This window comes from Pseudoalteromonas sp. 1181_04 (assembly GCF_052850545.1).
Genome location: NZ_VXCS01000054.1, coordinates 1 through 5,928, shown reverse-complemented (window position 1 = coordinate 5,928; position 5,928 = coordinate 1). Strand labels below are relative to the sequence as shown.

Below are 5,928 nucleotides of genomic sequence, written 5' to 3'. Positions count from 1 at the left end.
GGTTCTAGGTTCTAGGTTCTAGGTTCTAGGTTCTAGGTTCTAGGTTCTAGGTTCTAGGTTCTACAAAGTTTATATAGCTCGATTCTAGTCAAGCTATTCCTAGTGCCTATATCTTCCTAGCCCCTCAATTAACTTCAATACCCGACTGTTTTAGTCAAGTACTGTGTTCATTGTAATTACCTGAGTAATTTAGTCAAGTATTAGCGGCAAATAGTCTTATAACTTTCGCTTATTTAGTAGACTTATTTATTGAGGTTAAAATACCGCGCAAGATATTTAGCTCTGCGTCTTCTGGGCGTGCACGGTTAAATAAACGACGTAGCTTAGTCATTACCATGCCCGGATGCTGCTTAATAATAAAGCCTGTTTCCAGTAAGGTTTGTTCTAAGTGTTCGTAAAATAACTCGGTTTGTTTTGAGCTTGGATACACAGCATCATCTACTGGCGTGGCTTTTGGTTGTTGATTTAAAAACGCCATACGCGTTTCGTAACATAAGGTCTGCACAGCCATTGCTAAATTAAGCGAGCTATATTCAGGATTAGCCGGAATACACACATGATAGTTGCACAGTTGCAGTTCTTCATTACTTAAACCACTGTTTTCGCGGCCAAAAACTAATGCTACAGGACCAGTAACAGCTTCGGCAACTAGCTTCTCACCACATTCACGTGGTTCCACCATAGGCCACGATAAAGTACGTGAACGGGCGCTAGTACCAATAGTTAGAGCACAACCTGCAATCGCTTCAGCAACTGTGTCAACTATCACCGCATTACCTAGCACATCAGTTGCACCAGCCGCTAATGCGCTAGCGTGGCTATCAACTTCACACGCTGGATCAACTAAATACAGTTTTGATAAGCCCATGGTTTTCATCGCGCGCGCCGCTGAGCCGATGTTACCTGAATGCGAGGTGTTTACTAAAACAATGCGGATGTCATCTAAGATCATTACTGTTTAACTCATACCAAAAAATTGCGCGAATTATAACATAGAGAAAAGCTGTAAGCAGCAAAGATTCTAGGTTCTAGGTTCTAGGTAATAAATATGGGAAGTTTTATGTATCAACAATCAATGCTGGCTTTTGTCTTGTAATTTTTACCTTGCAACTCAACCCAGTACAAAAAACACTCAAAACTTTTTGGGGTTTATTGTTTACTTTGTGTCAAAAATCGCTAGAATACGCCGGCTGAAATATATAGAAATATATACACGTTCTTTTACAACCCAAAGGTAATACCATGCATCCAATGTTAAACATTGCGGTTCGCGCTGCGCGTAACGCAGGCAAAATTTTACTTCGCGCTGGCGAAGATTTATCAAAAGTTGAAGTGCAACAAAAAGGCACTAATGATTTAGTAACGAATATTGATAAAGAAGCCGAAGCCGTAATTCGCGACACTATTTTACAATCTTACCCTACTCACTCTATTGTTGGTGAAGAGCTCGGTGAGCACGTAGGTAAAGATGCAGATTACCAATGGATTGTTGATCCTATTGATGGCACTACAAACTTCATCAAAGGCATCCCTCATTACGCGGTTTCTATCGCACTTAAAGTTAAAGGTCGTCTAGACCAAGCTGTTATCTACGATCCAATTCGTGGCGAGCTTTTCACCGCTTCTCGTGGTCAAGGCGCACAGCTAAATAGCAAACGTCTTCGTGTAAGTAAAACTACCGTTCTTTCTGGTACTGTTCTTGCCACTGGTTTCCCATTCAAAAACAAACACCATATGGATGCGTATACTGAAGCATTCAAAGCATTGTTTGTTCACACTGCTGATATTCGCCGTGCCGGTTGTTCTGCACTAGACATGGCATACGTGGCAGCTGGCCGTGTTGATGGTTTCTTTGAAATTGGTTTAAAACCATGGAACTCAGCTGCAGGTGAACTAATGGTTAAAGAAGCTGGCGGTATGGTTGTAGATTTTGCCGGTGGTAATAATTACGCTCACAGCGGTAATATTATCTGTGGCGCACCGAAATTAACACAAGCGATGATCCGTGAAATTCGCCCAGTATTAACTGAAGCGTTACTTCGCTAATAGCGAGTTATACTAAGATCGATACTAAAAGGAGCCTAGGCTCCTTTTTTAATGATTAAAATAAGGGTTCTCTAATTTTATCTCAACAGTGTTCTGCGGATCAAATGGCAAGGCCTTTAAATCATCGCCAAAATACTGGTTAAATAGCTCATCAAAACTACCGTTCTTTTGCATAATAGCTAAGCCATCGCTGAGCGTTTTTGCCAGTTCTGGCTTGTGTTTGGCCACAAAGTAATAAAAAGCACTCGGGTAGCTAATATATAAATTTGGAACAATAACCAGCGCTTGCTTATTAACTTCTTTTAACTCTGAGCTTACTTCTATGAAGGAGCGAGGAAAGTAATCAACTCGTCCGGTCAAAACGATATTAAACATCGCTTGATAATTTGCAAACGGCCGTACTGATAAATCATTATGTGCCAATATTTTGGTATCTGGCCAGTCATGCCCTTGAATTGCAGTAAACCCTTTTAGTTGCTCTTTGCTCTTGATATCAACAAAGCGATTAAGAAACGACTGCCTAGTTACTAAGGCTCGCTTACCAATATAACCTTTAAATAACGGCACTTTTATCGGTATTGCTAAGGTTTCTCGTTCTGGGCTGGTCATACTCCAATATAGGTCAACGCTATTATCGCCAAGGGCTATGAGCGCCCGCTGTTGGTGAGGATGTACCACGACAGATTCTAACTGGGCTGAATAATTAGCAGCATCAAGCGCACGTTGCAGTAACTCTTTTAAGTATGTATCTCGTTTATATAATGTTCGAGGTTCTTGAGCGATTGTGACCGTTTCTTTTGCTGCAGTTTTAGCACTGCATACGGTACTAACAATAAGTACCCAGAGCGAGATGAGTGAAAAGAAATACCTAGTCATAATTATTATTTTCTAGTGTTTTAGTAAAGCTACACGCTGAGCAATAAATACTCAAGAAAAACAGCCCTACTTAACGTTATTTTATATGACTTGTTTCTCAGGACTTAAACGCACAACCGCCAAAGCAGGACCACGTCGTTTACATAAAAATAGATAGCTGTGGCGATAGCGTTTTGCTTCTTTTTTAGCATCTGTTGCCAATGCAGCAATTTGATGGCTGTTAGTACACTGCTCTAGATCGGGTTCAACAACGCCAATCGATAAAGTAAGTAAAGGTACAAATTGCTTTTCACCTTCACGATTAGTTGCCCAATAACCACCACTGGCAATATGCTCTGGCGTAAAGAATGCACGAGATTTCAGCTCAAACTCAGTTATTATGTTGTTACATACTGTAGCCGCATCATCACCATCAAAGACCACCATAAAATCATCGCCACCAATATGACCAACAAAACTGGGCACATTACTACAAGCTTGGGTGGTTACATCGGCCAATAATTTGATAACGCTATCACCACTGGCGTAACCATATAAATCGTTGAACTGCTTAAAGTGGTTTAAATCAATATAGGCTAATGCAAAGCTGTGTTTGGCTCTTAATCTATGCTCAATTGCTTCGTTAATTGCAACATTCCCCGGCAGCATCGTAAGTGGATTAGCATGCTGAGCATGACGAATTTTCTCTTCCGTAATATGTTTTAAAATATCCCGCAGTGGCGCGAGCCCTAAGTACTGCTCAGTACGAGTGATCACAATATGACGGCGAATATCAAAATCATTTTCGGTAATTTGCTGACTAACAGTATCAAGCAGCTGATTTTCATCAACTACCAAGGGTTGCTTGTGCATTAGTGCCGTAACCGGTTGTTTGTCGTATAAAGCATGGCCATAAGGAGCCGCAAATACTTCTGTCAGTTGATCTTTGTGTAATAAGCCTATCGGCTGTAAGTTTTCGTCTACAACCGCAAGACTGATAATCGATTTATCTTTTTCAAAAATATTATGCGCATCTTTACAACGGGTATGACTGTCGATGGGGGCTTGTTCGATTGCTAACCAACCTATCGCCATTGATTGCTCAAACTGATTGTTAAGTGGAGTAAAACTTAATTGCTGTAATTGAGCTGAGTCAAACGCTAAGCTAGGTTTTAAACTTGGTCGTTCCAGCAAAAAGCCTTGCGCATTCACAATGCCTAGCCCTTCAAGTAAACTGAGTTCTTCAACCCGCTCTATGCCCTCTGCTATCACCGCTGTTTTGGTAACTTTCGCTAACTCTATAATTGATTTTAAAAATTCTTTTTTAACCACGCTTTCATCACAATGGTCAATAAAATAACGATCAATCTTCACATAGTCAGGACATAATTCTGACCATTGCTTTAATCCTGAGTAGCCTGCACCTAAATCATCGATGGCAATCGAAAAACCGAGCTGGCGATAATGAGCAATTGTTTTCAGCAATAAAAAGCCATCATCGACCTTTTCTTGTTCGGTAACTTCAATCACCACTCTATTAGCGGCCAAACCAAACTGCTTAATTAGGTGTAATGTTTCGCCTTTCGGATGACAAGGATCCAGTAAGGTTTTAGGGCTTACATTTAAGAATAATTTGCCTTGTAGTTTTAACCTTACAAAATTTTCGATCGCTTTTGAACGGCATAGCAACTCAAGCTCTGAGATTTTATCGTGCACAATTGCAGCACTAAAAAGCGTATTTGGCATCTCTAATGCACAATTTTTAGGACCGCGACTTAATGCTTCGTAACCTAATATTTGCTGCCCAGCGATATCAAAGATGGGTTGAAACAGTGTCGTTATTTCACTATTTCGCAATATATTGTCTAATATACTTAGCTGAGCACTCACTTATCAATAACCCATTACTTCATTAAGAGGCAGTTAAAGTAGCAAGCTGGTATGACAATTTTATGGCAATTGAGTTTAAGCTATTTACTTTAATACTTGTTCAACCTGATCAAAATGAGCAATTACCTCAATAATCTCAAGTTCCGCATATTCATAAGCTTGTTGATCAACAAATCCTAAACGAGCAATCGCTTGTACAGTCGCAGGATGAACCAATAAATCCTTACCGTGATAACAGATGGGCTCGTCAAACTTAGGTAGCTTACCATCGCTATGATAACCACTTTCAATTTCTTCTAGGGGCAATGACGGGAGCAAATCAGCAACAGCAATAAGCGCATTTAAGTATTCAGCACATTGTGGATAATCAACTATCAAGTCACTGAGGATAGTCTGCGATAGCGCGACTAAATCAGCAGATTGAGTTTCTAAATTAGCCGCATCTTTTTGCACTCTAATACTGCGAAGTAAGTTGTTAGCTTGATGCTGGTAATGCTCAAGTGTTGTTAATTGATAAGGTTGTACTGCAGCCTTTGATTGCTTAGGTTTAACGTTGTCATCACATCCGCTAACAATAATTAGACTACTAGCGACTACAAGTTGCTTTAACATTAGTTGGTTACATCAATACTTAATCAATAATTACTATTATAGGAAATATTTAATTTCATAAATAGCAATAATTAAAATTCGCTATGATAAAGCCCCGCTTACATATAGCCTTACACCGATGCCAACCCGCAGGCTTCCCAAAACCCTAGCACCTTTAACTTTATCCCTTTAATCTCTTCCTCTGTGAGCTCTGTGCCCTCTGTGGTGAATTAATCATTTAAACAATTTGCACCACAGAGGACACCGAGGCGCTTCGCGCAACACAGAGAAAGTAAGCTTAAGCCGAACCCTATTACCTTCCTTTAACTCTTTGTGAATGAAAAACTTAAAATATTTTTCACAAAGAGAAGACATTTGAGTCACGCGGCATAAAGCCCCGACTACGCAAATCCAAACACCAATGCCAACCCGTAGGCGGAATTACTTGACCAAGGTACCTCGCGCAATTTTAAATTCACCAGTTAGACATAGAGTTGTGAAAAACCTTTCGCGGTGGCAAGCCCCCTGTGTCAGGATAGTTGTCGC

The 5,928-nt window shown here is 40.3% G+C and carries 5 protein-coding genes; 1 reads left to right on the top strand and 4 read right to left on the bottom strand.

What is annotated here, in order from left to right:
* Nucleotides 1-229 precede the first annotated feature (229 nt).
* The gene (gene trmJ, locus FW757_RS22850) at nucleotides 230-952 is read right to left on the bottom strand and encodes a tRNA (cytosine(32)/uridine(32)-2'-O)-methyltransferase TrmJ (protein WP_145236524.1); all 723 of its coding nucleotides are present in this window, start codon (nucleotides 950-952) and stop codon (nucleotides 230-232) included.
* A 290-nt stretch (nucleotides 953-1,242) separates the two neighbouring features.
* Here trmJ and suhB point away from each other — a divergent pair, with 290 nt between their 5' ends.
* Nucleotides 1,243-2,046: an inositol-1-monophosphatase gene (suhB, locus tag FW757_RS22845; RefSeq protein ID WP_145236520.1), complete on the top strand. Its 804-nt coding sequence runs from the start codon at nucleotides 1,243-1,245 to the stop codon at nucleotides 2,044-2,046.
* Nucleotides 2,047-2,094: 48 nt separating this feature from the next.
* Here suhB and FW757_RS22840 read toward each other — a convergent pair whose 3' ends face one another.
* The 3 genes from FW757_RS22840 to FW757_RS22830 form a co-directional block, all read right to left on the bottom strand.
* Nucleotides 2,095-2,922, bottom strand: coding sequence for a substrate-binding periplasmic protein (locus FW757_RS22840; RefSeq protein WP_446441760.1), 828 nt, complete (start codon nucleotides 2,920-2,922; stop codon nucleotides 2,095-2,097).
* An 81-nt stretch (nucleotides 2,923-3,003) separates the two neighbouring features.
* A complete protein-coding gene (locus tag FW757_RS22835; protein ID WP_149980536.1) occupies nucleotides 3,004-4,791 on the bottom strand; it encodes a GGDEF domain-containing protein in 1,788 nt (595 codons plus the stop codon).
* An 84-nt stretch (nucleotides 4,792-4,875) separates the two neighbouring features.
* Nucleotides 4,876-5,403 (bottom strand): hypothetical protein, encoded by a 528-nt coding sequence (locus tag FW757_RS22830; protein ID WP_446441759.1) that lies wholly within the window; start codon nucleotides 5,401-5,403, stop codon nucleotides 4,876-4,878.
* Nucleotides 5,404-5,928 lie beyond the last annotated feature (525 nt).